At 66.2% G+C, this 26514-nt stretch carries 23 protein-coding genes; 12 read left to right on the forward strand and 11 right to left on the reverse strand.

The features are described 5' to 3' along the window. Positions 1-61 precede the first annotated feature (61 nt). From AC59JP_RS16045 to AC59JP_RS16055, 3 genes are all read left to right on the forward strand, one after another. Positions 62-484, forward strand: coding sequence for a hypothetical protein (locus AC59JP_RS16045; RefSeq protein WP_497326794.1), 423 nt, complete (start codon positions 62-64; stop codon positions 482-484). A 79-nt stretch (positions 485-563) separates the two neighbouring features. Further along, positions 564-1469: a hypothetical protein gene (locus tag AC59JP_RS16050; protein WP_497326795.1), complete on the forward strand. Its 906-nt coding sequence runs from the start codon at positions 564-566 to the stop codon at positions 1467-1469. Between the two features lie 78 nt (positions 1470-1547). After that, positions 1548-1967, forward strand: a complete 420-nt coding sequence (locus AC59JP_RS16055; RefSeq protein WP_497326796.1) for an HNH endonuclease signature motif containing protein — start codon at positions 1548-1550, stop codon at positions 1965-1967. Here the strand turns inward: AC59JP_RS16055 and AC59JP_RS16060 are convergent. Continuing rightward, on the reverse strand, positions 1946-2176 hold the full coding sequence (locus AC59JP_RS16060; RefSeq protein WP_497327107.1) for a hypothetical protein: 231 nt from the start codon (positions 2174-2176) through the stop codon (positions 1946-1948). The genes AC59JP_RS16055 and AC59JP_RS16060 overlap by 22 nt on opposite strands. Next, positions 2143-3147, reverse strand: a complete 1005-nt coding sequence (locus AC59JP_RS16065) for a LacI family DNA-binding transcriptional regulator (RefSeq protein WP_497327091.1) — start codon at positions 3145-3147, stop codon at positions 2143-2145. The genes AC59JP_RS16060 and AC59JP_RS16065 overlap by 34 nt, the downstream gene beginning before the upstream one ends. Positions 3148-3192: 45 nt before the next feature. Between AC59JP_RS16065 and AC59JP_RS16070 the strand changes: the two genes are divergently transcribed. Then, positions 3193-4398, forward strand: coding sequence for an MFS transporter (locus tag AC59JP_RS16070; RefSeq protein WP_497326797.1), 1206 nt, complete (start codon positions 3193-3195; stop codon positions 4396-4398). Here AC59JP_RS16070 and AC59JP_RS16075 read toward each other — a convergent pair. Together AC59JP_RS16075 and AC59JP_RS16080 are read right to left on the reverse strand one after the other, a co-directional pair. Further along, positions 4395-5309, reverse strand: a complete 915-nt coding sequence (locus AC59JP_RS16075) for a lysophospholipid acyltransferase family protein (protein ID WP_497326798.1) — start codon at positions 5307-5309, stop codon at positions 4395-4397. The genes AC59JP_RS16070 and AC59JP_RS16075 overlap by 4 nt on opposite strands. Before the next feature lie 37 nt (positions 5310-5346). Then, a complete protein-coding gene (locus AC59JP_RS16080; RefSeq protein WP_497326799.1) occupies positions 5347-6615 on the reverse strand; it encodes an MFS transporter in 1269 nt (422 codons plus the stop codon). Between the two features lie 42 nt (positions 6616-6657). On the opposite strand from AC59JP_RS16080, the gene aroQ reads away from it, so the two are divergent. From aroQ to AC59JP_RS16100, 4 genes are read left to right on the forward strand one after another with little or no spacing between them, the layout of a single operon-like run. Continuing rightward, on the forward strand, positions 6658-7098 hold the full coding sequence (gene aroQ / locus AC59JP_RS16085; protein ID WP_497326800.1) for a type II 3-dehydroquinate dehydratase: 441 nt from the start codon (positions 6658-6660) through the stop codon (positions 7096-7098). A gap of 26 nt (positions 7099-7124) precedes the next feature. Next, positions 7125-7892 (forward strand): acyl-[acyl-carrier-protein] thioesterase, encoded by a 768-nt coding sequence (locus tag AC59JP_RS16090; RefSeq protein WP_497326801.1) that lies wholly within the window; start codon positions 7125-7127, stop codon positions 7890-7892. Positions 7893-7924: 32 nt separating this feature from the next. Then, positions 7925-8425 carry a SixA phosphatase family protein gene (locus tag AC59JP_RS16095; RefSeq protein ID WP_497326802.1) on the forward strand — a complete coding sequence of 167 codons (501 nt, stop codon included), beginning with the start codon at positions 7925-7927 and terminating at the stop codon, positions 8423-8425. 1 nt (position 8426) lies between these two features. Further along, a complete protein-coding gene (locus tag AC59JP_RS16100) occupies positions 8427-9560 on the forward strand; it encodes a cation:proton antiporter (RefSeq protein WP_497326803.1) in 1134 nt (377 codons plus the stop codon). Here the strand turns inward: AC59JP_RS16100 and AC59JP_RS16105 are convergent. Next, positions 9528-10010 (reverse strand): 6,7-dimethyl-8-ribityllumazine synthase, encoded by a 483-nt coding sequence (locus tag AC59JP_RS16105; RefSeq protein WP_497326804.1) that lies wholly within the window; start codon positions 10008-10010, stop codon positions 9528-9530. The two genes, AC59JP_RS16100 and AC59JP_RS16105, sit on opposite strands and share 33 nt — an antisense overlap. A gap of 85 nt (positions 10011-10095) precedes the next feature. On the opposite strand from AC59JP_RS16105, the gene AC59JP_RS16110 reads away from it, so the two are divergent. Continuing rightward, on the forward strand, positions 10096-10974 hold the full coding sequence (locus AC59JP_RS16110; RefSeq protein ID WP_497326805.1) for a TIGR03619 family F420-dependent LLM class oxidoreductase: 879 nt from the start codon (positions 10096-10098) through the stop codon (positions 10972-10974). A 5-nt stretch (positions 10975-10979) separates the two neighbouring features. Continuing rightward, entirely contained in the window at positions 10980-11828 is an 849-nt protein-coding gene (locus AC59JP_RS16115; protein WP_497327092.1) for an alpha/beta fold hydrolase, read from the forward strand. A gap of 15 nt (positions 11829-11843) precedes the next feature. Here the strand turns inward: AC59JP_RS16115 and AC59JP_RS16120 are convergent, their stop codons facing one another. Beyond that, complete coding sequence (locus AC59JP_RS16120; protein WP_497326806.1) at positions 11844-12362, reverse strand: DinB family protein; 519 nt, start codon at positions 12360-12362, stop codon at positions 11844-11846. Between the two features lie 9 nt (positions 12363-12371). Beyond that, positions 12372-14270 (reverse strand): ArnT family glycosyltransferase, encoded by a 1899-nt coding sequence (locus tag AC59JP_RS16125; protein WP_497326807.1) that lies wholly within the window; start codon positions 14268-14270, stop codon positions 12372-12374. Between the two features lie 134 nt (positions 14271-14404). On the opposite strand from AC59JP_RS16125, the gene AC59JP_RS16130 reads away from it, so the two are divergent. Further along, positions 14405-14776, forward strand: a complete 372-nt coding sequence (locus tag AC59JP_RS16130; RefSeq protein WP_497326808.1) for a VOC family protein — start codon at positions 14405-14407, stop codon at positions 14774-14776. Here AC59JP_RS16130 and AC59JP_RS16135 read toward each other — a convergent pair. Then, positions 14767-16368: an alkaline phosphatase D family protein gene (locus tag AC59JP_RS16135; RefSeq protein WP_497326809.1), complete on the reverse strand. Its 1602-nt coding sequence runs from the start codon at positions 16366-16368 to the stop codon at positions 14767-14769. The genes AC59JP_RS16130 and AC59JP_RS16135 overlap by 10 nt on opposite strands. A gap of 167 nt (positions 16369-16535) precedes the next feature. Between AC59JP_RS16135 and AC59JP_RS16140 the strand changes: the two genes are divergently transcribed. After that, positions 16536-18158: a GMC oxidoreductase gene (locus AC59JP_RS16140; protein ID WP_497326810.1), complete on the forward strand. Its 1623-nt coding sequence runs from the start codon at positions 16536-16538 to the stop codon at positions 18156-18158. 4 nt (positions 18159-18162) lie between these two features. On the opposite strand, the gene AC59JP_RS16145 is transcribed toward AC59JP_RS16140, so the two are convergent. The 3 genes from AC59JP_RS16145 to rpoB all read right to left on the reverse strand — a co-directional run bounded on the left by AC59JP_RS16145 (position 18163) and on the right by rpoB (position 26185). Continuing rightward, a complete protein-coding gene (locus tag AC59JP_RS16145) occupies positions 18163-18552 on the reverse strand; it encodes a VOC family protein (RefSeq protein WP_497326811.1) in 390 nt (129 codons plus the stop codon). Positions 18553-18644: 92 nt separating this feature from the next. Continuing rightward, the gene (locus tag AC59JP_RS16150; RefSeq protein ID WP_497326812.1) at positions 18645-22601 is read right to left on the reverse strand and encodes a DNA-directed RNA polymerase subunit beta'; all 3957 of its coding nucleotides are present in this window, start codon (positions 22599-22601) and stop codon (positions 18645-18647) included. A 71-nt stretch (positions 22602-22672) separates the two neighbouring features. Next, positions 22673-26185, reverse strand: a complete 3513-nt coding sequence (gene rpoB, locus AC59JP_RS16155; protein WP_497326813.1) for a DNA-directed RNA polymerase subunit beta — start codon at positions 26183-26185, stop codon at positions 22673-22675. Positions 26186-26514 lie beyond the last annotated feature (329 nt).

Below are 26514 nucleotides of genomic sequence, written 5' to 3' on the forward strand. Positions count from 1 at the left end.
CATCCGATCGTGATCGTTCGTTTGCCGAAACAGTCCACTCGGTCGGATAGCGTCGCGCCGCATGACACCAACGCGAACACTCGTCTTCCGATCCGCGACCGTTGCGTGCGCGCTGACGGCGGCCGTCGTCGCCGGCTCCGCGTCCGCGTCGGCAGAACCGGCCTACGACTCGCACTTCGTCCGCACCAATTACCTGGTCGGTTCCCCGTTCCCGTTCGCCTACGAGATCCTCGACGTGGCAACCAACGGCACAGGCGTGGTTCGACTGACGGCCGGCGAGCTGTGCAACCAGCTCGGTCCGCGCTGCGCGGGCTACAGCAGCGGCCTTACCGTGCAGTGGTTCAACTTTGCGACCGGAGCGAGCGGTACCACCGAGGCCGGGTCCAACCCGTCCGTCGTCACGACCGGACGAGGGCCGGTGGGCATTTCCGTCAGCGCGGTCGGGGCCATCGGCATACCAGGGTTCGGGCTCGTCAACACGTAGCAGGAATTGTCGGACCCCTCCGCTAACCTCCCTGTATCGAACATATGTTCGATAATGACGTCATTGGGGGGTGACCGGGGTGAGCATCGAATCTGCGCGCGCCATGCTCGCCGACGTTGTCGACAGCGTCCGAGCCGCAAACATCGCCGACGCAGTGCGCATCGACTCCATTGCCGACTACTACGAAGCCCGCACCCGGTGGCCCGAGCGCACAGTGGACGCGGCCGACACCACGTATCTGCACAACAGCGTGGTTGCCGAGATCTCCGCGCAGCTGGCGTCCACCTGCCCCGTCATCGAAGGACTGCTGAACCTGCGGTGGCGCATGCGGCCGGCCGTGCACGACGCGTTCCTTGCCGGCGACATTCCACTGACCAAAGTGCGGGTCATCGGCACCCATCTGACGGGCGTGCCGGCCGCAATCATGGACGAGATCGACGACGGGCTGAATAAGATCATCGCCGTCGTGGACGCGGCCGAAGGCGCAGAGCTCGGCACTCGCATGACCAACGCGAGAACAACACTCTGCCACTCCGATTCGCGAACCGCCGGAGAGAAGCTGTCCGCCAGTTTCGTCGCCGTGATGCGCGGCGAAACTGTTGCCTGCCAGTGCGACGACGACGATTGCCCGCATCGCGATTCGGTTGCACCGACGCAGTCGACCAACCTGACCCACATCACCGTCGACCTCGATACGGTTCTCGGCCTCGGATCGGCCGAGCCCTACCTTCATGGATACGGGCCACTCGACCCCGACACCGCAGACCGACTGATGAGCGACGGGACCTGGCAGGCGATCTTCCTTGCCGGCCGCAGATTCCTCGACACGCTCACCGGCGGTGACGCCTACTACGGCGAACATCCCGGCCGTGCGCAGGACGAGTCCCATTCGAACGATTGCATGAGCGAGGATCAAAAGCGTTTGCGCGACATCGTCTTCCGCGCGGATGACCACGAGAACACCGACGCCGAGAACCGCGCATAATCCGACGCACTCGTCCTGGGACGCAGCCGGCGACTTCGGCCCGGTCACCTACCCCGCATTCGCGACGATCGAGATCCGGTGCCGATCGATCCGGCGAACAGAATCGTCGAGTACTGGACCCGGCGCTTCCGAGCCGAGCCCGACACATGCCATGCCGAGTACCCCGACGGGCACGGTGGTTTCGTCACGCCACCACCGGGCGCGTTGACGTACAAGCCGGGCGCGGCACTCGCGGATTACGTTCGCCTGCACCATCACAACTGCGTCCAGCCGGGCTGCCGGGTCCCTTCGGCGCGCTGCGATCTGGACCATGTCGTCGAGTTCGACCACGCCGACCCCCATCGGGGCGGCTGGACGATCGGATCGAACCTGCGGCCCCTGTGCCGACGGCACCACAACATGAAAACCGACAAGCACTGGGACTACGAGGTACTGCCCGACGGGACGATCCACGCACGAGATTCGCTGGGCCACGATTACTTCAGGCCTCCGGCGTAGCCGCTCACGTCGTAGACGGTCGACGTGCCGACCGTCGTCGCGGTGAAGTTGGCGGTTACCCACTGCTGGATCTGGCGACCCGAGAGGCCCATGACCCACAGTGATGTCTCGAACGACTCTCCCGGCGGCGGCTCGACCGAAGCTAGTCCCAACCCGGGCAGATGGTCCAAGCTTCTCAGCGCGTACTGGACCGCACCTCGACCGTCCACTCCGCCTCGTCGATGTCGGTGGTGAGGCCCAGGACGAACCGGGCCGCGGCCTGCCCCTGCTGGTAGAGGGACTGCGAGACCGTGGTGAGTCCGGCGGCGGAGGCGGCGGCCGAGTCGTCCCATCCGGTGAGGGAGAAGTCCACCGGAACGTGAAGGGACAGTTCGGCGGCGACGTCGGTGGCGCCGAACGCCAACTCGTCGCTCATGGCGAGGACCGCATCGGTGTCGCCGAGGATGCTGCGGGCGGCGTCGGCACCTTCCTCTCGGATGTTGCTGCGCACGAACGCAACCGGAGTGTCGTCCCACGACAACCCGGCCGCCGTGACGGCGCGCCGATACCCGGCGAGTCGATGACGGGTGACGGGGAAGGTGGCGTCCTGCGGATCGGGTCCGTGGACGACGCCGATCTCCCGGCGGTGGTCCATCGCGAAGCTGAGGACCGACGGACGCGAGGACCCGACGAGGCCGATCGCGCCGATCTCGGCGGCGGCGAGTTCGTCGTCGATTCCGACGAACGCGGTACCGGGATGACGTGGGCCGCCCTGGATGCAGACCCGCTTACCTGTGCCGACGACGGCGTCGAGAACGGGATCGTCGGACACCGTCGTCCACAGAACGAATCCGTCGACGTGGGCGTCACGGATCCGCTCGACGTCGCGTCCGATCCGCGAGTTCGGCAGCAGGACGAGGCCGGTGTCGGTGTCGAGGCACGCGTCGGCCACTCCGGAGAGGTAGTGACGGGCCTGGGCGTCGTCGAAGGCGTACGACAGCTTCTCGGTGAGGACGACGCCGAGGTTGTTGCTCAGGCCGCGGCGCAGAGACTGCGCGCCGCGGTGCGGTCCGGTATAGCCGAGGGTGTCAGCCGCCTCGCGGACCTTGCGCAGGGTGGCCTCGGAGACACGGTCGGGCTGACCGAACGCGTAGGACACGCTCATCACCGATACACCGGCCGCCTTCGCGACCTCTGCCATCGTCGCCACTTGTGTAACCTTACACGGCGTGTAACGATACACAACGTGACTACGACAGACCTGCGTGCCCGCACGCTTCCGCTGATCACTCTCGCCGCGACCGCGTTCGTCTACGTGACGGCCGAGACCCTGCCGGTCGGACTGCTGCCCGAGATCTCGGCCGGTCTCGACGTGAGCGAATCACGCGTCGGACTGCTGCTCACGTTCTACGCATACGCCGTCGCGATCGTCACGATGCCGCTCATCCGCGCCGTCACCACCTGGAATCGCCGCACCGTTGTGGTCATCACGGCCGCGGCCCTGGCCGTCTCGCAATTGGTGTCGGCGTTGTCGTTCGACTACTGGATGCTCGTCGTGGCCCGAATGGTCTGCGCCGCAACGCACGGCGTGTTCTGGGCGGTCGTCGCGCCGGTCGCGGCGTCGCTCGCCCTCCCCGGCCAGAAGGGCAAGGCGATCGCCACCGTCTACGCCGGGACATCGCTGGCGCTCGTGGCGGGCAACCCGCTGACCGCTGCGCTCGGCCAGTGGCTCGGATGGCGCACCGCGGCAGCCACTCTCGGCGTGGTCGGGGTGGTGACGACGGTGGCGCTCATGAAGACACTGCCGTCGCTTCCGGCCGCCGTGTCGACTCGGGAATCGAAGAAGGGCACCGTCGGCCCCATTCTCTTGGTGCTGTGCGGCGCAACCTTTCTCGTGGTCCTCGGTCAGTTCACCGGGTACACCTACTTCTCGCTTCTAGTGGGCGCCACCATGGGCGGCGGTGGGACGACGCTGTCACTGATGCTCTTCGTCTACGGCCTCGCCGGAGTCGTCGGAATCTGGGCCATCGGCCGCACCTACGACCGGTGGCCGTGGCGCTCGACGGTGGTGGTGCTCGCGACCGTCTCGACCGCGCTCGCCCTGCTCCTGATCGGCGTGACCGCAGGTCCCGCACCAGGACTCGGCGTGGCGGCAATCGTCGCCACCGCCCTCTGGGGACTGGCGTTCACCACCATTCCGGTATGCCTGCAGTCCGCCGTCATGCGGAGCGCGCCGCAGGACGCCGACCGGGCGTCGGCGATCTACGTCGTCGTGTTCCAGGTCGGAATCGCGTCGGGCGCACTACTGGGCGGCGGCATCATCGACAGCGCCGGACTGTCCGCCCTCGTGGTGACCGCGCTGGCGCTCATGATCGCCGGCCTCGTGGTCGTGAGCATGAGCCGGAAGGCATTCACAGCCGATACGGCGCACGACGCGGTGCCGGTCGGCTAACCGAACACCGGGAACTTGCGCTTACGGGCCAGCTGATTCATGCCGACCTGAATCGCGTCGCGCACCTCGTCGTACTTGGCCTGCACGTACTCGTCGTCGTCGACGAGGGAGAGATCCGCGTCGACGGTCACGGCGGGCATGAACCGGGTACGAATCTTGGCCGGCAGCGGAAGTTGGGGAAGCGCGGCGGGCGCGATTCCCCAGGGGAGCGACACGGCGATCGGGAACACCTTGAGCCGCGCGATCTTGTCCAGACGCAGCGCCCGAGAGAGTCGGTCTCCGCGGATGAGTACCGGCATCGCGTCGGCGCCGCCCACGGTGGCGATGGGGACGATCGGCACACCGGCGCGAATCGCGAGTTTGACGAAGCCGGTACGGCCGGCGAGCGTCGCGACGTCGCGCTCCTTCCACGGCCGCAGGGAATCCTTCTCTCCGCCCGGCCAGACGATGACGTCGCGGCCCTCCGCCAGAGCGGTCGCCATCGAATCGGGCGCAGCGGGCAGAACGCCCATCGAGCGGAAGACCTGGCCGATGAGCGGGAACGCCATCAAAGCGTCGTGCGCGGTTCCGTGAAGCGGACGCGACTCACCGAAGCGGCGCCACCACTGGGCGCCGACGGTCCACGCATCCCAAACGAAGGGGGCGCCGGTGTGGACTCCGACGAGCAGCACCGGGGCGTCGGGAATGTTGTCCCAACCGTCGATCTCCATGCGGAAGTACTTGTCCACGAGCGGATTCCAGAGACGCTCCTGCCGACGCATGCTTTCGAAATCCTGGTCTTCGAGGTCCCAGTCGCCGGCGCGGGAGGCGACGAACCCGCTCAGCCCACCGGACTCCTTGTCACGCTTGTCCTTCATCGCCACCCGGGCCGCCGCCGCGGTGCGGGCAGCTTGATCCGCAGACTCACTCATGATGCGAACCTAGTCCGCGCAGCAGCCGGGTCGCCGGTCATTTCCGGGATTGGTGCCGATACACAACTTCGCGCATCGTTCGAGGGACCACACCCGCATCACGTCGCGCGGTGCGTCGGCTCACCACCACCCCGGTGATCGCCACCGCCCAGATCACGTACTGCGTGAGCCACGCGACCCGGAAGGCGTCGAGCGTGTACCCGCCGAGGGCGTTCAGGATGAGACCCATCGCCTGCATCACCAACAACGACGCGAGGAATCCGCCGATGTTCACCATTCCCTGAGCCGTTCCCAGGGCGACGCTCGGATTGAAGGTTCGGGCGTAGTCGAAACCGATCGCCGAACCGGGGCCACCGACCGAGATGACGACGATCAGCACGAAGAGCAACCACACGGGAGCGCGGCCGGGAAGCGCCAGCACTATCCCCCACATGAGCGCGTTGCTGACCATGATGGACAGCACCATCCACGACCGGCGGTTCGGGTAGCGCCCGGTGAGCAGGCCGACGACGATCCCCGACGCGATCGCCGCCACCACCGACGTGGTCAGCATGATCCCGACGACGCCCGACGACACGCCCTGAGCTGACGACAGATAGGGCACTCCCCAGATGAGCGTGAACACCGTGATGGAGAACTGCGTACCCATGTGGCTGAAGAACCCCAGCCGGGTGCCGGGACGACGCCAGACGCGGACCACCTGCCGTCCGGACTCCGCGAGCGTCACCTTCTGCGTCTGACGCTCCGTTCCCGGCGGCACGTCACGAATCACGGTCAGAGACAGCACGAACACCACCACACCGAGGGCGGCAGCCGAGACGAACGCCGCGGTCCAACCGGGACCGTGGAGGATCGCGAGGAACGGCACCGCCGACAGCACCTGTCCGATCTGACCGCAGATGCCGGTCAACTGCGACACCAACGGCACCCGCCTGGGTGGGAACCAGGCCGGCACCAATCGCAGGACCGAGATGAAGGTGATGGCGTCGCCGATTCCGACGACGGCGCGCGCGGCAATGGCGAGCGGGAGGGATTCCGTCAACGCGAGAGTGAGCTGGCCGGCGACCATGGTGGCCGCGCCCGTCGCGATCATCACCCGGGGGCCGACACGGTCCAGCAACACGCCGGCCGGAATCTGCATGGCTGCGTAGACGACGACCTGCAGGACGACGAAGGACGAGAGAAGGCTCGGGTTGGCGCCGAAGCGGTCCGCAGCGTCGAGGCCGGACACACCGAACGACGTACGGTGCAGCACCCCCACGATGTATGCGAGGACGCCGGAGATCCACACAACCCACGCACGCACGCCGTTCAGTGTGCCGTGAGGGGGCCGGTAATGTGCAAACGCATGACGACCGCTGGTCACATCCTGGTCCTGAACGGACCGAACCTGAACATGCTGGGCACGCGCCAGCCCGAGGTCTACGGACGCGACACCCTCGCCGACGTCGTGACGTTGTGCACCGACACGGCCGCGAAGTTCGGACGCTCGGTCCGGGCGGAACAGTCGAACCACGAAGGTGCGCTGATCGACTGGATCCACGAGGCCAGAGGAACGGCGTCGGGAATCGTCATCAACCCGGGCGGACTGACGCACACGTCCGTCGCGCTGCGGGACGCGTTGGTGATTCCCGAGATTCCGGTCATCGAGGTCCACATCAGCAACGTCCACGCCCGCGAGGACTTCCGGCATCACAGCTACGTCTCGCCCGTCGCGGTGGGCGTGATCGCGGGGCTGGGGATCGCGGGATACGGATATGCCGTCGAGCGTCTGTGCAGCCTGACATGAGTGACGCTGGCATGAGTGACCCTGGCATGAGGGACACCGCGCTCGAACACGAGCTGTCCGCCCCACCCGCCGACGGCGACGGGTTCCGCACCGAGCGACCGCTGCGTGCCGGTGACGTCGACACCGACAATCGGCTGCGGTACGACTCCGTTGCGCGCTACCTCCAGGACATCGGATCGGACAACCTCGACGCGTCCGGACTCGACGGCACCGACCCGTTGTGGATCGTGCGCCGAACGGTGATCGACGTCCGTCGGCCTGCGGTGTGGCCGGACCGAATCGCGTTGCACCGCTGGTGTTCCGGGCTGTCGACGCGGTGGTCCAACATGCGCGTGGACATCTCCAGCCCCAAGGGCGCCTTGATCGAGACCGAAGCGTTCTGGATCAACATCAGCCCGACGACGGGTATGCCGACCCGCATCAGCGACGAGGGCATCGGATTTCTGCAGCGCACCACCGACGAACATCGGCTCAAGTGGAAGGCGTGGTTGACCGAGCCGCTGCCGGCGCCGTCGAGCACTGATTTCGAATTCCCGCTCCGAGTCACGGACATCGACGCGTTCAACCACGTCAACAACGCCGCGTACTGGCAGGCGGTCGAAGAGGTGGTCGCCGACGCCGACGACATCACCTCGGTCCCCCACCGCGCGGTGATCGAGTACATGAGCCCGATCCTCGCGCGCGAACACGTGATCATCCGGCAACGTCGGGAGGGATCGACGATCACCATCTGGTTCGTCGTCGACGAGAAGGTGCGGACGGTGGCGCGGTTCTCCCCGCTCGTCAGCGGGTAGGCCGGAGGCCGGCCGGGCAATAAACTGGCTACATGGCTCGCACCTTGATTTTGATGCGTCACGGCAAATCCGGTTACCCGGACGGTGTCGACGACCACGAGCGCCCCTTGGCCGCCCGCGGGCAGTATCAGGCGGGTCTCGCCGGTGAGTGGATACGGGCCAACGTCGGGACCGTCGACGCCGTGATCTGCTCGACAGCCTTGCGCACCCGAGAGACGTTGGACGCCACGGGGATCGATGCCCCCGTCCGCTTCGAGAGTGCCGTGTACGGAGGTTCGCCCGAGGACATCCTGGGCGAGATCACTCTCACCGATCCGGCGATCGGAACCCTGCTCGTCGTCGGCCACGCTCCCGGAACACCCTGGACGGCACTGGAACTGGCCGACAACCCCGAGTCGGACGAGGCCCAGTGGATACGGTCTCGGTTTCCGACGTCGGGTCTCGCGGTGTTGACGACGGAGTTCACCTGGGCCGAACTGTCCGCGGGACGCGCGACTCTGACTGCGGCGCTGCGGGCCGAACCGTCTGCATGAGATGACCTTCGAGGTTCTGGCGCTCGTCGCAGCGCTCGGATTGATCGGGCCGCTTCTGGCCCTGCCGGCCAAGCTGCGAATACCGGTGGTCGTCGGCGAGCTCCTCGCCGGCGTCGTCATCGGCCGCAGCGGTTTCCAGATCTTCGATGCGAGCGACACGACAGCGACGTTCCTCGCCGACATCGGCTTCGCGCTCGTGATGTTCGTGGCCGGCACCCACGTGCCGATCCGCGACCCGCACCTGATGGCCGGGATCAAGCGCGGAGCCGGGCGGGCCGCCGCGATCGGTGTGGTGGCGACGGGTATCGCGTGGATCGTCACCACGGTCTTCGACACCGGGCACCTCGGGCTCTACGCGGTGTTGATGGCGTCGTCGTCCGCGGCCGTCATCATGCCCATCGTGAACTCGGAGAAGCTCACCGGACCGGCTGTGCTGCAGATGCTTCCGCAGATCGCGATCGCCGACGCCGCGTGCATCGTCGCACTGCCGCTGGTGATCGACCCGTCGCGCGCCCTCCGAGCCGCAGTCGGTTCGGCGGTCGTGATCGCCTGCGCGGTGGCGCTTTTCCTGGTCTTCCGCTACCTGGAGGCATCCGGTGTCCGGCGGCGGGTGCACCGCCTCTCGGAGCGTCGGCAGTTCGCATTGGAGCTGCGGATCAACCTCGCGATCCTGTTCGGACTGGCGGCGGTGGCGGTCTACACGCACGTGTCGATCATGTTGGCGGGCTTCAGCTTCGGCTTGGCCATCGCAGCCATCGGCCCGCCGCGCCGGCTGACGAAGCAGATGTTCGCGATCACCGAGGGATTTCTCGGACCCGTGTACTTCGTCTGGCTGGGTGCGTCGCTGGACCTCCGCGACCTCGGCAGCCACCCGGCCATGATCGGACTCGGCGTTGCGCTCGGACTCGGCGCCGTCGTCTCGCACGCCGCCATGCGGGTGACGGGTCAGCCGCTGACCGTCGCAGTGCTGGCCGCGGCTCAGCTCGGCGTACCGGTATCGGCCGTCACCCTGGGAACGCAATCGAACCTGTTCGCGCCCGGTGAGGCACCGGCGATCGTTCTGGGCGCGCTCGTCACCCTTGCGGCGACGACCGTCGCCGGGTCACGACTGGCCCGACATCCTGTCCGGTCCTGAAATCTTGCTCAGTGACGTCGTCGTCGTCGCCAATGCGCGCGCCGCTTCGGCGCCCTTCGTCACGAAGTGGTCGGTGAAGTACTTCACGTGCTCGGAGTGCTCGTGGAAGTGGTGCGGGGTGAGGACGACCGAGAACACCGGCACGTCGTTGTCGAGCTGCACCTTCATCAATCCGTCGATCACCGCCGTCGCGACGAACTCGTGCCGATAGATGCCGCCGTCCACCACGAGCGCCGCGGCCACGATGGCGGCGTACTTGCCGGTGCGAGCCAGTCGCTGGGCGTGCAGCGGGATCTCGAATGCGCCCGGAACCTCGAACTGGTCGACCGCTGCCGGGTCGTAGCCGAGTGACGAGAACTCGGCGAGGAAGCCCTCTCGGGCGCGGTCGACGATGCTGCGGTGCCACGTCGCCTGGATGAACGCGACCGATCCGTTCAGAGAGTTCGTCATGGGCGGATGTTACCTAAGGATGCCGAACCGCCCCTCGAAACGGTAACGTGTTCTACTTCATGGGCAACCGGACGAGGGAGAACCCATGCGATTCACCTACGCCGAGGCGATGACCGACCCGCGGTACTACAGCGGCCTCGCGGTCGCAGCGGAAGAGGCGGGCTACGACGGGTTCACCATCCCGGACTCGATCGCGTACCCGGAGGAGTCCGACTCGACCTATCCGTACACCGAGGACGGCAACCGCGAGTTCCTCGACGGCAAGCCGTTCATCGAGACGTTCGTCCAAGCGATGGCGATGGGTGCGGTCACCAGCCGGATCCGCCTCACGCCGTTCGTGCTGAAACTGCCGATCCGGCCGCCGGTGCTCGTCGCCAAGCAGGCAAGTTCGGTCGCCTACCTCACCGACAATCGCCTCGCCCTCGGCGTCGGCAGCAGTCCGTGGCCGGAGGACTACGACATCATGGGCGTCGACTTCGCCCGCCGCGGTCGTCGCATGAACGAGTGCATGGACATCATCCGCGGACTCACCACCGGCGAGTACTTCGAGTTCCACGGCGAGTTCTACGACATCGCGAAGATCAAGATGACCCCCGCACCGACCGAGCCCGTCCCTCTGCTCGTCGGCGGTCACGCCGACGCCGCCCTGAAGCGCGCCGTGATCCGCGGCGACGGGTGGATGCACGGCGGTGGGCAGCCGGAGGAGCTCGACGCACTGCTCGCACGCATCGACGAGATCAAGAAGGCAGAAGGTCTGCAGGACAAGCCCTTCGAGGTCCACGTGATCTCGCTCGACGCCTACACCCCGGACGGTTGCAAGCGCCTCGAGGACAAGGGTGTCACCGACGTGATCGTCGGCTTCCGCATCCCGTACATCATGGGCAACGACACCGAGCCGCCGAAGACCAAGGTCGACAACCTCCGCGCGTTCGCCGACGGGGTGATCGGCAAGGTGAACGGGTGACAGCCATGCTGCACACCGAACTGCACGGCGAGGACATCGCCTACCGCGACGAGGGCACGGGCCCCGCCCTCCTTCTCATCCACGGAATAGCCGGCAGTTCCAAGACGTGGGACGCGGTGATCGGGCCGTTGTCGCGCGAGCATCGCGTCGTCGCACCGGACCTCCCCGGACACGGCGCCTCGTCGAAGCCGCGGGGCGATTACTCGCTGGGTGCGTTCGCGGCTTTTCTTCGTGACCTGCTGAACCATCTCGACATCGACCGCGCGACCATCGTCGGTCAGTCCCTCGGCGGCGGCATCGCCATGCAGTTCACCTACCAACACCCCGAGCGCTGCTCCCGCCTGATCCTGATCGGCAGCGGCGGCCTCGGCAGCGAGGTCAACTGGACGCTGCGCCTGCTCGCCGCGCCGGGCGGAGAACTGCTGCTTCCCCTCATCGCACCGCGGTGGGCGGTGGCGATCGGTGGCCGGGTCCGGCGGCTGTTGGCGACGACGGGATACGAATCGGCCCGTGCCGAGCAGTCGTGGCACGCGTACGCCTCGCTGTCCGACGGAGCCACGCGCGAGGCGTTCCTCCGCACGCTGCGGTCGGTCGTCGACTACCGCGGGCAGGCCGTCAGCGCGGTCAGCCGCCTGTACGTCAACGCCGGCCTGCCCACGCAACTCATCTGGGGCGAGGACGACAAGATCATCCCGGTCGCTCACGGCCGCTCGGCGCACGAGGCGATGCCGCACAGCCGGCTCACGGTGATCCCGCGCGTCGGCCACTACCCGCACGCCGAGGCTCCAGATCAGGTCGTCGAGATCGTCTCCGACTTCCTCGCGACCACCACACCCCCGTCGATCGAGCGCTGACGAGGGGCGGCTGTTTCAGTCCCCCGTTGCTCCGTCGATTCGCTCGCGAAGAAAGTCCGCGTGCCCGTTGTGGCGGGCGTACTCCTCGATCATGTGCGTGTAGATCCAGCGCAGAGACGGGCGGCCTCCACCGTGATGCTCCGCCACCGACAGATCGTCCGGCGTCTTCCCGTCGACGGCGGCGCGGCTCTCCGCGACCTCGCGGTCGAAAGCCGCGAACACCTCCGCTACCGAATCGTCGTCGAGGGAGTCGAAGTCGCCGTCCGGGTCCGCATCGGACCAGTACAGCGGCGGACGGTCACGACCGGAGAAGGTGCGACCGAACCAACTGCGTTCCACATCGGTCATGTGCCGCACGAGACCCAGCAGCGACATGGACGACGGCCCCACCGACCGCTCTTTCAGCTGCTGCTCGGTGAGATCGGCACATTTCCACAACAGGGTCGCCCGGTGATAGTCGAGCCATCCGACGAGCATCGTGGTTTCGTCACAGTCGTACGGCGGCTCGAATCGTCCGTTCTCCGATGCGCTCACACCGCGAGACTACTTCGGCGCAGCTGTCAGGTCGTACAGCGTGACGCCTCCGACGGTGGTGGAGTTGTAGGTCTGGTCGACCCACGTGGCGATGTCCGACGGCCTGCCCTTCGAACCCTGCGTGCCGCCGATGAAGTAGTGGATTCGCCCGTCGCGCACGAAGTCCTGGAACTGCGCGAGCGTCGGCGACGGGTCACCGCCCGAGAACCCGCCGATCGGCATGACCGGATCCTGCGTCGCCAGCTGATAACCCGCCGCTGCGTTCGACCCGACGGTCGCCGCCACCCACGTGTACGACGACGCGTTCTTCTCGAGCAGGTTCGTCACGTCCGCGGTGGGCTCGGCCGCCTGGAAGCCGGAGAAGTTCGAACTCGGGGTGTTCGACCCGGAAGGCTGGCCGCCGCCTCGCGGCTGGCTCTGCTCACGGTGGATCGACGGTCCCGCAGTAGGTCCGCCGCCGGTGTGCGACGTGGCGACGGTCTGGGCGACGTACGCGACGGGTCCGCCCAGTGCCGCCGCAATCGCAAGTGTCGCAACGATTTTCGTGGGTTTTACCACGAGACCGAGAGCGGCGACGACACCGGCGACCACCACTGCCCACCGAAGCCACGGCGCGAAGTCCGGCGTCCGGTTCAGGAAGGCGAACGACGTTGCTGCCGTGAGCAACAGCGTGACAGCGAGAACGATTCGAGGCCCGCGCGTGCCGCGGCGATCCCACAGGTCGACGCATCCCGCCGCGACGATCGCGGCGATCGCCGGGGCGAGCGTCATCGTGTAGTACGGGTGGAACGTCCCCGACATGAAGCTGAAGACGACGCCCGCGCCGACCAGCCACACTCCCCACATCACGTACCAGGCTCGACGGAAATCGGAGCGGGGCGCTCTGCCGCGCAACACGATTCCGACCACGGCGAGAACCAGCGCGGCGGGAATCAGCCACGCGATCTGACCGCCCTGAGCGTCGGCGAACAACCGGGTGATGCCCGTCTTGCCGCCGAATCCGGAGAATCCGCCAGGGAGACCCTCGGGGAACATCTTCTCGAGGTCCTGCTGGGACGGCATCTGCCGCCCGCCGCCGCGGCCCTCGTTGCCGGTCAGGCGTCCGAAACCGTTGTAGCCCAGCGTCAGATCCAGAATGCTGTTCGTCTTCGAGCCGCCGACCCAGGGTCGGTCCGCCGCCGGCGTGAACTGCACGATCGCCACCCACCACCCCGCCGACACGACGAGAGCGGCCAGCGCAGCGAGCAGCTGCACGATGCGTCGGCCGAACCTGGGCGGTCCGAACAACAGGTACGCCACGGCGATACCGGGTAGCGGGAGGAACACCTCGAGCTGCTTGGCGATGAACCCGAATCCCACGAACACTCCCGTGAGCACCAGCCAGCGCGTCCGGCCGTCGTCCAAGGCGCGGACCATCGACCACGCGGCACACACCATCAGAAGGGTCAGCAACGCGTCGGGGTTGTCGTACCGGAACATCAGGGCGACCGTGGGCGTCAGCGCCAGCACCAGTCCGGCGAGAAGTCCTGCGCCGTAGCCGAACTTGCGCGCCACCGTCGCGTACAGGATCCCCACGCTCAGCACACCGAGCAACACCTGCGGAGCCAGCACCGACCACGAATTGAGGCCGAAGATGCGGACCGAGATCTCCATGACCCACAGGGAGGCCGGCGGCTTGTCGACCGTGATGGAGTTCGCGGCGTCCGACGACCCGAACAGGAAGGCTTTCCAACTGACCGATCCCGCCTGCACCGCCGCTGCGTAGAAGGCGTTGCCCCACTTCTGGGAGCTGAGGTTCGTCAGATACACCGCTGCGGTGCCCACGAGGAGAAGAACCAGCAACAGCCTCGGGCGGGTCTTGGGTGCGGCGGGCGTGGGCGTCGGCTCGGACGTCAGAAGCGTGGTCACGACTGCCACAGTGAACGGCCGGCATGTGCACACCCTGCGTGAACCTCGAGAGTTTGCTGCGAGCCCGCCAATTGCGGACTGTAGATGTCCGCATTGGCTGAGACGGTGATCGCACCCAACCGAAAGGCAGTGCCATGGACTGGAAAATCGAACTCGTCACCATCCCCGTCACCGACGTCGACCGCGCGAAGGCGTTCTACGAGAAGATCGGGTTCAACGCCGACCACGACGCCAGCCCGTACGACGGCATTCGATATGTCCAACTCACCCCGCCCGGATCGGGCTGCTCCATTGCCATCGGCACCGGCATCACCCCGGCCGAGCCGGGGTCGGTCGTCGGCATGCAAATGGTGGTCCCGGACGCCGAAGCCGCCCGAGCACAGCTGATCGACGCCGGTGTCGACGCCACCGAGGTCAAGGACGAGGGGTGGGGCTGGTTCACCTACTTCGCCGACCCGGACGGCAACAAGTGGGCCGTCCAGCAGCTGGAGGGTTACTACAGCTGAATGTCCGGGCGACCGCTCGGAACCGTCACCGTCACAGCAGTTTTCGAAGCTCCACCGGGCTCCGACACCCTCTCGACCGTGCGCAGTTCCGCCGTCCACTCGTCGTGCGTCAGCCGCCCGCGGACATGACCTCGTAAAGCGTTGCCGTACTTCACGTGCGGCGACGCCGCGAGGATGCCGCGCCCCGTGTCGTCGACCGCCGCACCGTTCTTGCCCGACGCGATGGACGTGCCCGCGAACTCGACCCCGACCACCGGCGTCGACGGGTCTCGATAGTCGCGTCGCAGCTCGGAGACGATGCTGCGGTGGATGTCTCCCACGATGGACACCAGATTCTGGGTTCCTCGGTCGCGGGCGCCGTCGAGAATTCGGTGACGGGACGCCTCGTAGCCGCTCCACGGATCCATGCCGACCTTGCGTTGGCCGTCCTCGATCTGCGCCAGATCAGCAATCACCGTCTGGTGCGCCAGGAACTTCCATTTCTGAGGACGGTCGAAACCGTCGAGAATCCACCGCTCCTGCTCCGCGCCGGTGATCGTGCGGCTCGGATCGGCGGTAGCAGCGTCTTGCGGATGTTCGCCGTCACCGTTCGCCTGATCGCTCCGGTACTGCCGCGTGTCGAGGACCGAGAAGTCCACCAGATCACCGAAGGTGAAGCGGCGGTACACCTTCATGTCCGGGCCCGTCGGGCGCAGATCGCCGCGCACCGGGGTGTTCTCCCACCACGCCTTGAACGCGTCCGCTCGGCGCAGCAGGAACTGCCGGGGATCGTCGTCGTCCTGGCTGATCGCGCTCGCCCAGTTGTTGTCGACCTCGTGATCGTCGAACGTGGAGATCCACGGCGCACTGGCATGTGCCGCAGCGAGATTCGGGTCGGACTTGTACAGCGCGTACCGGTCGCGATAGTCGGCGAGCACCCCCGCCTCGTGCTTCATCGACTCCGGGTACGGGGTGCTGCCGCGCACCCCGGCGGTGGGCAGCGCGTATTCGTAGATGTAGTCGCCGAGGAAGAAGATCACGTCGTGCCGAGCGGCCGCCATGTCGGCGTACGCGGGGTAGAAGCCGTCTTCCCATTTCTGGCACGACGCCCACGCGAAGCTCACCTCGCTCACCGGACTTCCGTACGCAGGCGCGGTCCGGGTACGACCGACCGGACTCGCGTGGGGCCCGACGAGGAAGCGGTAGAAGTAGTCGCGGGCCGGGGCGAGGCCGCGAACGTCGACATGGACGGAGAACCCGTCGGGCTCGGTCGCGATCGTGGCGCCGCGCTGCACGACGGTGCCGAAGCGATCGTCGGTGGCGATCTCCCATCCGACCGGGACGACGCCCGGCAGCATCCCGCCGAGCGGCGCCAGCGGGTCGACGGCCAGACGGGTCCACAGGATCACCGAGTCGGGCAGAGGGTCACCCGATGCCACGCCGAGTGTGAACGGGTAGTCCCGAGGCGCCGATGACTGTGCGCGGGCCGAGCCTGCAACAGCCAGTTCCGGGGTGAACGCGAGCGCGCCGACCAGCGCGCTCCACGTCAGGAACTGGCGACGCGTCGTGCCGGCGCGCAGGGAGATGTCGGAGCCGATATGCGGTGTAGGCATCGGACCACTGTGCTGGCGCCTGGTGGCCGGAGCCCTTCGCCGAGGTAACAGACGAATGAACAGACCAAATGTTGGGATTGGTCACGGAAAAAGGGTGTTTGGTAGTTTCAGGACCGGTCGGGACGGGAGAATGACAACTCATCGATTCGAACTCCGAGGTGCAGCACGTGGACCGCAGGCAACTGCTTCGACTGGCAGGGGCCGGGCTCGTCGGCCTGGCCGCCCAACCGCTTCTGAGGGCCGGCACGGCCGGCGCCATTCCGATCGGCACCCCTTCCATACGTGGAATGGTTCCCGAACTGTTCGCCGAACCGCCTCGTCCACCCGACCATTCGTCGGTCATCGTCGTCGGATCGGGCTTCGGCGCAAGCGCCGCCGCCCTACGGCTCGCACAGGCCGGCAGCCAAGTCACCGTGCTCGAGCGCGGCCTGCGCTGGCCCCGTGACCCGTGGCGGGAGATCTTCACTGCCGACATGACCGCCGACGGCCGTGGACTGTGGCATCAGCAGTCCTTCACCAACCTGACCGGCCTTCCCGTCGGCCCGGTCGACTACTTCGGCGGCGTCCTCGACACCACCCGGTTCGACAACCTCTCCGTCTGGCGCGGCGCCGCCGTCGGAGGCGGGTCGATCGTCTACACCGGCGTCACCATCGCGCCGGAGAAGCGGTTCTTCGACCTGTCGTTCGGCGGCCGGCTCTCGTACGACGACATGGCATCCACCTGGTACCCGAAGGTGCGGTCCATGCTGCGCCCGTCGACGATGCCGGACGACATCTACAACAGCCCGGGATTCGCACACTCCCGCACGTGGGACGACCACGCCCGCAAGGCGGGATACGACCCGCAGCGCGTCGACGGCAACTGGAACTGGGACGTCCTGCGCGACGAGCTGTCCGGCCGATCGCGGCCGTCGGCCACCGTGGGCGCCAGCACCTTCGGCAACTCCAACGGCGCCAAGCACGACCTGACGCAGAACTACATTCCGCAAGCAGAAGCCACCGGCAACGCTGTCGTCTGTCACAGCCACCAGGTGTCGGCCATCGGCGCGGAACCGGGCGGCCGCTACCGCGTCGAGATCGTCCGGCTCAGCCCCGAGGGCGCAGCACTGGAATCACGCACACTCACCTGCGACCGACTGGTCCTCGGTGCCGGGTCCATCGGAACGACCGAACTGCTGATGCGCGCGCGGTCCACCGGCGCCCTGCCGAACCTCAACGAGTTCGTCGGCACCGGGTGGGGAACCAACGGCGACGCGACGATGACCCGCTCGCTCGGACCCATGTCGTCCGGACCGCAAGGCGCGCCCTGCGCGTCGAAGATCGTCGACGACTCTGGCCTGCCGCTCACCGTCGAGAACTGGTACGTCCCGGGTGTACCCACGGACCTCGGGTTCCTCGGCTCGCTCGGCATGACCATCGACCCACTGCGCGGCAGCTTCGGATTCGACAGCGCGACAAACAAATTGACGCTGAACTGGCCCAAGGGCGGTTCACGCGACACCGTCGAGGCGCTGCGCGCCGTGCAGGCGAAGATGGCTCAGGCAGGCCGCACGATGCCGTCGGCCGAGCCGTTCACCCGCGACGTCGACGACACCTTCACCGCCCACCCGCTCGGCGGCGCGGTGCTCGGCGACGTCACCGACAACTACGGCCGCGTGAAGGGCCACCCCGGCCTGTACGTGATGGACGGTGCGCTGATCCCCGGCAGCACCGGTGCGGCCAATCCGTCGCTCACCATCGCGGCGCTCGCGGAGCGCAACATTGCGAAGGTCATTGCCGACGGTTCGTGACCCGTCAGACCTGGACGACCGTGATGACGTTGCGATCCGGGTCGCGCATCATGAACATCGGCGGGACGTTCGGGTCGTTGTCGTCCCCCAGCGGATCGATCTCGAATCCTCCGATGGCCGTGAGACGTGCATGTTCGGCGCGCACGTCGGTGGTCTCGACGCCGATCGAGCCGCCGCCCGGCTCGTCGAACATCGGCGGGTTCAGGGCCAGTCGCGCCGTCGATCCCGGAGGCGCCACCTCCAGCCAGCGGTACTCCTGCTCGGGCCCGAAGCGGGTGTCGCCGCGCACCTCGAATCCGAGTACGCGCGTGTAGAAGTCGAGTGCTGCGTCCTGGTCGGTGACGGTGAACATGGCGACGCCGATGTTCGTGATGGTGCTCTTCTGCTCGGTCATGACGGTTCGACTCGGGCAGGGGCGGAAACTCATCGCGGACAGCGAAAGGGCCCCGCACCTCCCGAAGGAGATGCGGGGCCCTTCACGCCTTGCTAGCGGTACTCGCCCGTGAAGCCGTAGTCGTCCAGCGGAACCGCAGCACCGGTGTTCTGGCCGAAGCCGTCCGGGCTGTAGTACTGGTCGTCGTACGACGGCACTGCGTAAGCCGCAGCACGTGCCTCTTCGGTGGGCTGAACCGTGATGTTCCGGTACCGGTTGATGCCGGTTCCGGCGGGGATCAGCTTTCCGATGATCACGTTTTCCTTCAGACCGATCAGCTTGTCCGAGCGGCAGTTGATCGCCGCGTCGGTCAGGACACGAGTGGTCTCCTGGAACGACGCTGCCGAGAGCCACGAGTCGGTCGCGAGCGACGCCTTCGTGATACCCATCAGCACCGGACGTCCGGCGGCAGGCTCGCCACCTTCGGACACGACGCGACGGTTGCTCGACTCGAACTCGCTGCGCTCGGTCAAGGAACCGGGCAGGAATTCCGTCGAACCCGAGTCGATGATCGTCACGCGGCGCAGCATCTGACGAACGATCGTCTCGATGTGCTTGTCGTGGATCGACACACCCTGGCTCCGGTACACCTCCTGAACCTCGTTGACGAGGTGGATCTGCACCTGACGGGGTCCCATGACGCGCAGGACCTCGTGCGGGTTGGCTGCACCTTCCATGAGCTGCTGGCCGACCTCGACGTGGTCACCGTCCGCCAGAAGACGCTCGGAACCGTCGTCGTGCTTGAAGACGCGCAGACGCTGACGCTTCGAGAGCTTGTCGTAGACAACCTCTTCGCCGCCGTCGTCCGGCACGATGGTGATCTTGTAGAAACGATCGCCGTCCTCGAGCTGGATACGTCCCGACACGTCCGCGATCGGAGCCATGCCCTTCGGCACACGTGCCTCGAACAGCTCCTGCACGCGAGGCAGACCGCCGGTGATGTCGTCTCCGGCAACACCGCCCTGGTGGAAGGTACGCATGGTCAGCTGCGTGCCGGGCTCACCGATCGACTGCGCCGCGACGATACCGACGGCCTCGCCGATGTCGACGAGCTTGCCGGTGGCCATGGAACGGCCGTAGCAGGTGGCGCAGACGCCGGTGCCCGTGGTGCAGGTGAGCACGGAGCGCACCTTGACCTTGGTGATGCCGGCTTCGAGCAGTGCGTCGATGGCCGGGTCACCGAGGTCGTGGCCGCGCTCGACGATGACGTTGCCGTCCGCGTCGATCGCATCCGACGCCAACGTGCGTGCGTACGTGCTGGTCTCGACGTGCGCGTCACGGATGAGCGTGCCGTCGGCCAGCTTCTCGGCGATGGTGGTCGTGATGCCGCGCTCGGTGCCACAGTCGGTTTCCCGAACGATGACGTCCTGCGAGACGTCCACCAGACGACGAGTCAGGTAGCCCGAGTCCGCGGTACGAAGTGCGGTGTCGGCCAGACCCTTACGAGCGCCGTGCGTGTTGATGAAGTACTCGAGAACCGTCAGGCCCTCCTTGAAGGAGGACTTGATGGGACGCGGGATGAACTCACCCTTCGGGTTGGTCACCAAGCCCTTCATGCCGGCGAGCGACCGCACCTGAGTCATGTTTCCGGCGGCGCCGGACTTCACGATCATCGGGATGGGGTTGTCGTCGGGGAAGTGCGCCTCCATGGCCTTACCGACCATTTCGGTGGCTTCCTGCCAGATCTTGACCAGTGCCGAGTTGCGCTCGGTGTGGTCGAGAGCGCCACGCTGGTACTGCTTTTCGATCCGGTCGGCCTGCGCCTCGAACTCTTCCATGATCTGCGGCTTCTCCGGCGGCACGAGGACGTCGGAGATGGAGATCGTGACACCCGAACGCGTGGCCCAGTAGAAGCCGGCGTCCTTGAGCTTGTCGACGGTCTGCGCCACCACGATCATCGGGTACCGCTCGGCGAGATCGTTGATGATGGTCGCCTGCCGCTTCTTCGGCATCTGCTCGTTGACGAACGGGTAGTTCGCCGGGAGCAGCTCGTTGAAGAGCACGCGGCCGAGAGTCGTCTCGGCGGTCCACGCATCCCCGTACGACCAGCCGTCGGGGAACAGTGCGTCCTCGACGTCCTTGGACGGGCGCTGCTGCGTGAGACGCACCTTGATCTTGGACTGGACCGTCAGGACGCCACGATCGACGGCCATCTGAGCCTCGGCCGGGCTGGCGTAGATGCCCAGCTCCGCGGTGTCCTTGCTCGCGGCTTCGTGCTCACCGAGTGCGTTCTCGTCGAGACGGGTCAGGTGGAACAGACCCGTGACCATGTCCAGACGCGGCATGGCGAGCGGGCGGCCCGACGCCGGCGACAGGATGTTGTTCGAGCTCAGCATCAGCACGCGCGCCTCGGCCTGCGCCTCCGCGGACAGCGGAAGGTGCACGGCCATCTGGTCACCGTCGAAGTCGGCGTTGAACGCCTCACACACGAGCGGGTGCAGCTGAATTGCCTTGCCCTCCACCAGCTGCGGCTCGAATGCCTGGATGCCCAAGCGGTGCAGGGTGGGTGCGCGGTTCAGCAGCACGGGGTGCTCGGCGATGACCTCTTCGAGGACGTCCCACACCTGTGCGCGCTGGCGCTCGACCATGCGCTTGGCCGACTTGATGTTCTGCGCGTGGTTGAGATCGACCAGGCGCTTCATCACGAACGGCTTGAACAGCTCGAGTGCCATCAGCTTCGGCAGACCGCACTGGTGCAGCTTGAGCTGAGGACCGACGACGATCACGGAACGACCCGAGTAGTCGACGCGCTTGCCGAGGAGGTTCTGACGGAAGCGGCCCTGCTTGCCCTTGAGCAAGTCGGACAGCGACTTCAGCGGGCGGTTGCCCGGTCCGGTGACGGGGCGTCCACGACGACCGTTGTCGAACAGGGCGTCGACCGACTCCTGCAGCATCCGCTTCTCGTTGTTGACGATGATCTCGGGAGCACCGAGGTCGATCAGTCGCTTGAGGCGGTTGTTGCGGTTGATGACGCGGCGGTACAGATCGTTGAGGTCGGACGTCGCGAAACGTCCGCCGTCGAGCTGCACCATGGGACGAAGCTCCGGCGGGATGACCGGGACGGCGTCGAGAACCATGCCCATCGGCGAGTTGCCGGTGGACTGGAACGCGGCGACGACCTTCAGACGCTTCAGCGCGCGAAGCTTCTTCTGGCCCTTGCCACTGCGGATGGTCTCGCGCAGGCTCTCGGCCTCGGCCTCGATGTCGAAGGTCTCCATCAGCTTCTGGATGCTCTCCGCACCCATTGCGCCGGTGAAGTATTCGCCGTAGCGGTCGACCAGCTCGCGGTAGATCAGCTCGTCGACGATGAGCTGCTTCTTGGCGAGCTTGGTGAAGGTGGTCCAGATCTCTTCGAGACGATCGAGCTCACGCTGTGCGCGGTCACGCAGCTGACGCATCTCGCGCTCGCCGCCGTCCTTGACCTTTCGACGCACGTCGGACTTGGCGCCCTCCGCCTCGAGCTCGGCGATGTCGGCTTCGAGCTTCTGCGCACGGGCCTCGAGGTCGGCGTCGCGTTGATCGGCGACGGCCTTCTTCTCGACCTCCATCTCGGCTTCGAGCGTGGAGAGCTCGTTGTGACGCAGCTCCTCGTCGACCGAGGTGATGACGTAGGCGGCGAAGTAGATGATCTTCTCGAGATCCTTCGGCGCCAGGTCCAGCAGGTAGCCCAAGCGCGACGGAACGCCCTTGAAGTACCAGATGTGCGTCACGGGAGCTGCGAGCTCGATGTGACCCATGCGCTCACGACGCACCTTGGCGCGAGTGACCTCGACGCCGCAGCGCTCACAGATGATGCCCTTGAAGCGCACACGCTTGTACTTGCCGCAGTAGCACTCCCAGTCGCGAGTAGGTCCGAAGATCTTCTCGCAGAACAGGCCGTCCTTCTCGGGCTTGAGCGTGCGGTAGTTGATGGTCTCCGGCTTCTTGACTTCACCGAAGGACCAGTTGCGGATGTCGTCCGCGGTCGCGAGACCGATACGGAGTTCATCGAAGAAGTTGACGTCCAGCACGTCTTACTTCCTTTCCCCTTCTCAGGGTTAGTTTTCTCGAGAACTGCAGGTTCGAAGGTGTTGCCTTCGAACTACTGAGCCAAATCGTCGACGGTTGCGGACTCGTTGCGCGAGAGGTTGATTCCCAGGTTCGCCGCGGCGCGCTCGAGGTCTTCGTCGTCACCGTCGCGCATCTCGATGGCTGCACCGTCCGAGGACAGCACCTCCACGTTGAGGCACAGCGACTGGAGCTCCTTGAGGAGCACCTTGAAGGACTCGGGGATGCCGGGCTCGGGGATGTTCTCGCCCTTGACGATTGCCTCGTACACCTTCACGCGGCCGACGACGTCGTCCGACTTGATGGTGAGAAGCTCCTGCAGCGTGTACGCAGCGCCGTAAGCCTGCATGGCCCAGCACTCCATCTCGCCGAAACGCTGTCCACCGAACTGCGCCTTACCGCCGAGAGGCTGCTGCGTGATCATCGAGTACGGCCCGGTCGAACGAGCGTGGATCTTGTCGTCGACCAAGTGGTGCAGCTTGATGATGTACATATAGCCCACCGACACCGGGTACGGGAACGGCTCGCCGGAACGGCCGTCGAACAACGTGGCCTTTCCGTCGGCGCCCACCATCTGCTCGCCGTCGCGGTTCGGGATCGTGCTCGACAGCAGGCCGGCGAGCTCGTCCTCCTTCGCACCGTCGAACACCGGGGTGGCGATGTTGGTGTCGGCGTCCGCCGCCAGCATCTCCTCGGGAAGGGTTGCGGCCCAATCGGGTCGCGTCCCGTCGCTGGCGACCTGAACGTTCCAGCCGGTCTTTCCGATCCACCCGAGGTGGGTCTCGAGGACCTGACCGATGTTCATACGACGCGGAACACCGTGGGTGTTCAGGATGATGTCGACCGGGGTGCCGTCGGACAGGAAGGGCATGTCTTCGGCGGGAAGGATCTTGCCGATGACGCCCTTGTTGCCGTGGCGGCCGGCGAGCTTGTCGCCGTCCTGGATCTTGCGCTTCTGAGCCACGTAGACGCGGACCAGCTCGTTGACGCCGGGAGGCAGATCGTCGTCGTCCTCGCGCGAGAACACGCGAATGCCGATGACCTTTCCGTTCTCGCCGTGCGGAACCTTGAGAGACGTGTCGCGAACCTCGCGGGCCTTCTCACCGAAGATGGCGCGCAGCAGGCGCTCTTCGGGGGTCAGCTCGGTCTCGCCCTTCGGCGTGACCTTTCCGACGAGGACGTCGCCGTCACGAACCTCGGCACCGATACGGATGATGCCGCGCTCGTCGAGGTCTGCGAGGACCTCGTCGGAGACGTTCGGGATGTCACGCGTGATCTCCTCGGCACCGAGCTTGGTGTCGCGAGCATCGATCTCGTGCTCCTCGATGTGGATCGAGGTCAGGACGTCCTCTTCCACGAGGCGCTGCGACAGGATGATCGCGTCCTCGTAGTTGTGGCCCTCCCACGGCATGATCGCGAGGAGCAAGTTCTTGCCCAGCGCCATCTCACCGTTCTCGGTGCAGGGTCCGTCCGCCAGAACCTGGCCGGCCTCGACGCGGTCACCCTCGTCGACGATCGGGCGCTGGTTGGCGCAGGTGCCCTGGTTCGAGCGCGCGAACTTGCGCATCCGGTAGGTCTTGCGCGAGCCGTCGTCGGCCATCACGGTGACGTAGTCGGCCGAGACCTCTTCGATCACGCCGGTCTTCTCGTTGATGATGACGTCGCCCGCGTCGACCGCGGCACGCAACTCCATGCCGGTGCCGACGAGCGGAGCTTCGCTGCGCACGAGGGGAACGGCCTGACGCTGCATGTTCGCGCCCATGAGGGCACGGTTGGCGTCGTCGTGCTCGAGGAACGGAATCATCGCCGTGGCGACGGAGACCATCTGACGAGGCGAGACGTCCATGTAGTCGACATCCATCGACGACACGAACTCGACCTCGCCACCCTTACGGCGAACGAGGATCTTCTCGTCGACGAACTTGCCCGCGGTGTCGATGGACGAGTTGGCCTGCGCCACGACGTGGCGGTCCTCCTCGTCGGCGGTCAGGTAGTCGACCTCGTCGGTGACCTTGCCGTCGACGACCTTGCGGTACGGCGTCTCGATGAACCCGAACGGGTTCACGCGGGCGTACACCGACAGCGATCCGATCAGGCCGATGTTCGGGCCTTCCGGGGTCTCGATCGGGCACATGCGGCCGTAGTGCGACGGGTGGACGTCACGAACCTCGAGGCCGGCGCGCTCACGGGAGAGACCGCCGGGTCCCAGTGCCGAGAGGCGACGCTTGTGCGTCAGACCCGACAGCGGGTTGTTCTGGTCCATGAACTGCGAGAGCTGCGACGTTCCGAAGAACTCCTTGATCGCGGCGACCACGGGACGAATGTTGATCAGCGTCTGCGGCGTGATGGCCTCGACGTCCTGAGTCGTCATGCGCTCGCGAACCACACGCTCCATGCGGGACAGGCCCACGCGGATCTGGTTCTGGATGAGCTCGCCGACGGTACGCAGACGACGGTTACCGAAGTGGTCGATGTCGTCGACCTCGACGGGAACTTCCTCGCCGCCGGGGGCGGTCATGACCGTCTCACCGGCGTGCAGGCGCACCAGGTACTCGATGGTCGCGACGATGTCCTCTTCGCTCAGCGTCGAGGCCACGATCGGCTGGCCCAGGTTCAGGCCGAGCTTCTTGTTGATCTTGTAGCGACCCACGCGTGCGAGGTCGTAGCGCTTCTCCTTGAAGAACAGGTTCTCCAGCAGGGTCTGCGCGGACTCCTTGGTGGGCGGCTCGCCCGGACGGAGCTTGCGGTAGATGTCGAGCAGCGCCTCGTCGGTGCCGGCCGTGTTGTCCTTCTCCAGCGTGGCCATGAGGATCTCCGAGAAGCCGAAGCGCTCGGTGATCTGCTCGGTGGTCCAGCCGAGTGCCTTGAGCAGCACGGTGACGGGCTGACGACGCTTGCGGTCGATGCGCACACCGACGGTGTCGCGCTTGTCGACGTCGAACTCGAGCCACGCACCGCGACCCGGGATGACCTTGACGCTGTGCAGGTCCTTCTCGGTGGTCTTGTCGACCGAATGGTCGAAGTAGACGCCCGGCGAACGAACGAGCTGCGAGACGACGACGCGCTCGGTGCCGTTGATGATGAAGGTGCCCTTGTCGGTCATCATGGGGAAATCACCCATGAAGACCGTCTGGCTCTTGATTTCACCGGTGTTGTTGTTGATGAACTCCGCGGTGACGAACAACGGCGCCGCGTAGGTCATGTCCTTGTCCTTGCACTCGTCGATCGAGGCCTTGACCTCGTCGAAGCGTGGGTCGGAGAACGACAGGGACATGGAACCGGAGAAGTCCTCGATGGGCGAGAGCTCGGTCAGGATGTCTTCCAGACCTCCGCTCGCGGAGCTGTCGCCGCGCGCTTCCGCACGGTCCTTCCAGCTCTGGGCGCCCACGAGCCACTCGAACGAATCCGTCTGTAGATCAAGTAGCCCCGGTACTTCGAGCGGCTCGCGAATTTTCGCGAACGACACCCTCTTGGGGGCTCCGGGAGTACCGGTGTTTTCCTTGGTCTGGGTGGAGACTGCCAAGATGCATTCCTTCCAGCACCTCACGCGGGTCGCTAGCTGCGCCTGATGGACACGGTGCGACCGTCGCTGAATCTGTTCTTAGGGGCAAAGCCGCTGGTAGCAGCCCGAACAAGACCTCGGCAGCGAACAGTCTTCAGCACGGAAGACGGTTCGAGATCTGGAAGTGGACAGGAGGCACCCAGCGCAACGTCCAAAAGTACCCCCAGACGGGGAAAGATGCAACCTACTACTTACTCGCGGTTCACGCCGGCAAGTTCGACAACTTCGGTGCCTCCATTTGCGCCGTCGTCGTTTCGTCTTGCCGATCGTTCCACTCGTCGAGCGTTCGATCGTGCAGGAACAGATTGGACCCT

Source organism: Rhodococcus sp. 320_ES, from assembly GCF_059691855.1.

Excerpts from the sequence above, each read along its gene's own strand:
- AC59JP_RS16065 (WP_497327091.1), bottom strand. The coding sequence starts at position 3,147 with ATGGCAGAGGTCGCGAAGGCGGCCGGTGTATCGGTGATGAGCGTGTCC.
- AC59JP_RS16145 (WP_497326811.1), bottom strand. The coding sequence starts at position 18,552 with ATGACCGAGCAGAAGAGCACCATCACGAACATCGGCGTCGCCATGTTC.
- aroQ (WP_497326800.1), top strand. The coding sequence starts at position 6,658 with ATGACGACCGCTGGTCACATCCTGGTCCTGAACGGACCGAACCTGAAC.
- AC59JP_RS16095 (WP_497326802.1), top strand. The coding sequence starts at position 7,925 with ATGGCTCGCACCTTGATTTTGATGCGTCACGGCAAATCCGGTTACCCG.
- AC59JP_RS16105 (WP_497326804.1), bottom strand. The coding sequence starts at position 10,010 with ATGACGAACTCTCTGAACGGATCGGTCGCGTTCATCCAGGCGACGTGG.
- AC59JP_RS16115 (WP_497327092.1), top strand. The coding sequence starts at position 10,980 with ATGCTGCACACCGAACTGCACGGCGAGGACATCGCCTACCGCGACGAG.
- AC59JP_RS16100 (WP_497326803.1), top strand. The coding sequence starts at position 8,427 with ATGACCTTCGAGGTTCTGGCGCTCGTCGCAGCGCTCGGATTGATCGGG.
- AC59JP_RS16075 (WP_497326798.1), bottom strand. The coding sequence starts at position 5,309 with ATGAGTGAGTCTGCGGATCAAGCTGCCCGCACCGCGGCGGCGGCCCGG.
- AC59JP_RS16135 (WP_497326809.1), bottom strand. The coding sequence starts at position 16,368 with ATGCCTACACCGCATATCGGCTCCGACATCTCCCTGCGCGCCGGCACG.
- AC59JP_RS16110 (WP_497326805.1), top strand. The coding sequence starts at position 10,096 with ATGCGATTCACCTACGCCGAGGCGATGACCGACCCGCGGTACTACAGC.
- AC59JP_RS16045 (WP_497326794.1), top strand. The coding sequence starts at position 62 with ATGACACCAACGCGAACACTCGTCTTCCGATCCGCGACCGTTGCGTGC.
- AC59JP_RS16130 (WP_497326808.1), top strand. The coding sequence starts at position 14,405 with ATGGACTGGAAAATCGAACTCGTCACCATCCCCGTCACCGACGTCGAC.
- AC59JP_RS16090 (WP_497326801.1), top strand. The coding sequence starts at position 7,125 with ATGAGGGACACCGCGCTCGAACACGAGCTGTCCGCCCCACCCGCCGAC.